This is a genomic window from Novipirellula sp., assembly GCF_041583735.1.
In the GTDB taxonomy this organism is placed as follows: domain Bacteria; phylum Planctomycetota; class Planctomycetia; order Pirellulales; family Pirellulaceae; genus Novipirellula.
In genome coordinates this window covers 1-2,058 of record NZ_JBFHFD010000986.1, presented here as the reverse complement: position 1 = coordinate 2,058, position 2,058 = coordinate 1, and the positions used below count along the sequence as shown (strand labels likewise).

Annotated in this window: 2 protein-coding genes; one reads left to right on the top strand and one right to left on the bottom strand. The window is 55.8% G+C overall.

The features are described from left to right. On the top strand, positions 1 to 1,233 hold a 1,233-nt coding region (locus ABX962_RS35320; RefSeq protein WP_372726343.1), incomplete at its 5' end, for a hypothetical protein. Here ABX962_RS35320 and ABX962_RS35315 read toward each other — a convergent pair. Next, positions 1,163 to 1,828 carry a toprim domain-containing protein gene (locus tag ABX962_RS35315; RefSeq protein ID WP_372726342.1) on the bottom strand — a complete coding sequence of 222 codons (666 nt, stop codon included), beginning with the start codon at positions 1,826 to 1,828 and terminating at the stop codon, positions 1,163 to 1,165. The genes ABX962_RS35320 and ABX962_RS35315 overlap by 71 nt on opposite strands. Between the last annotated feature and the right edge of the window lie 230 nt (positions 1,829 to 2,058).

Below are 2,058 nucleotides of genomic sequence, written 5' to 3'. Positions count from 1 at the left end.
GTTATCGCATTGGTCATCGTGATCGCGATGCAATGGATTCCAAATGGTGGGATCGGAAACCCAGGCCAACTGCCGTCCGATCCCTTCTGGGGACCACTCGATATCGCTGGTGGGCTTCGTGAAGTTGCTTGGTCGATCGTCCATTCCATCATCGTGCTGGGATGTTTGGGATGGGGACTAACCCGTTTTTTCGGCAATCGCCTTTCGCGGGTTCACACCGCACGCTATTTGCTGGTGATTGTCGCCATTGACATCACTGTGTTTGCAGCGGGCAACATCGCACGCGTCTCTGCAAACCGAGATGCGATTCGATCGATTCCCATGCCCGTTGCAGACGCGGAAACGTTGACGCTACGAACACGAACCGGAAAAGGATGGCCACGTGATTGGCGGGAAAGCCGCGATGAGGACCGGTTAACCGAGGTCGAATGGAGCTCGGAAATCGCGTGGTTCGGCCGTTGGCATCTGGCAGATCGTGGTCATGTGCTCAACAACATGACCTCCATTGGCTCGCAAACCATGGCGATGTTTTGGAAATCGACCGCCGAAGTCACTCGCTCAATGTCGGCGGACGAGCGAGCTAAATTTTGGGCTGCGGTGTCGCGATGGCTAGGCATTGATCAAACGTTGAACGCGACCGAGGGATCGCGGCCCGTTTCCGATTGGAAACTTGTTGAAACTCACATCATCCAAGCACCGACGCATCCTAAACTGCAAGTTCACTTTGCGTGGTCAAAACGAGACGTTCGCGAAGCAAGCCGCGACGATTTTGAATCGCTGCTGTACGAGGTGCTCCGTGGGAAGCACCTGCCCGGTGTCTATGTGGATGCCCGCACCAGCGAATTGTCTTCAGTGAATCCGATCGACGAACTTGCGGACCCACCGACCAGCCAATGGAGTATCAAAAGCGATACCGCGGATTCACTGGAAATTGAAATGGAAGTGTCGGCCGCCTGCCTGCTCGAGCGAACGACCTACCAAGATGGACATTGGCATGCCAAGCTGATCTCGCTCGATTCGGGGAAATCGCAATCGGTCACGGTGCACCGCGTTGACTATTTAAAGCAAGGCGTGCTGGTTCCCGAGGGCCGCTGGAGAGTCGTCTTCGAGTATCGGCCGTGGTGGATGTCTCCCGCGATTGTCGCTGCGATCGTCGCCTGGATCACGACGCTGACATATTGGGGCAGAAAATCCGGATTGCTTCTTCGGCGTCGTGCAATCCCATCTCGCTGACCGCCCGGGTATCAGGGTGCAAGCATGTCTTCCGCAACGTGTCCTCATTCAAACTGGCTAGACCACGGAAGCGGTTAATCTTGATGCCTTCGATTCCCTTCGCGTCGAGTTGCTCGCGGATCACCCGGTAATGTTCTTCGCCGTATGCCAACAGCGTATCGTTGTACCGCCGCGCCGAAATCTCGAACATCGGCGCACGCACCACCGACACGCGGCCGGACTCTAACAACGGTCGCATCCAGCGATAGAAGAACATCATCATCAACGCGCCGCAGTGAATCCCATCAGCGTCGGGATCAAACAGTAACACCACTCGCTCATACCGTATCGAATCGAGATGAAAATAGTCCTCGATTCCCGAGCCCATCGCATCGATCAAGGCGGCATAGAGTTCATTGCGTTCGATCGTACGGCGATTCGATCGCAGCGAGTTCATGGGTTTGCCCTGCATCGGCAACACCGCTTGAAACGAGCTGTCGCGAGCCCTTGCGACGCTGCGTGATGCGGAATCCCCCTCGACCAGGATCAACTCGGCTCCGGTACCCAACCCGTGTTGCTGCGAATCGTGAAGTTTGATCGGTTGGCGTGGAAACATCGTGTTTTCGAGCGGAGAATGATGGGGGTGCGTGGGGGATCTTATTAAAGATCCTTTGTTTGGTAGCGAAACTCGCCAAGAGTTTCGGGGGGGGGAAAGGCTGGACGAAATTCTTCGTGACTTTCGCGACGCGTGAGCCGGGATGTGGAATTGGCTTCCAGCCTGTCTTTTCCCTGAATTCCTCCACTCTGGCTACGCTTCGCCGTGATGCTTCCACCACTCGACCGCAT

Coding starts and splice junctions, on each gene's coding strand:
- ABX962_RS35315 (WP_372726342.1), bottom strand. CDS start 1,828: ATGTTTCCACGCCAACCGATCAAACTTCACGATTCGCAGCAACACGGG.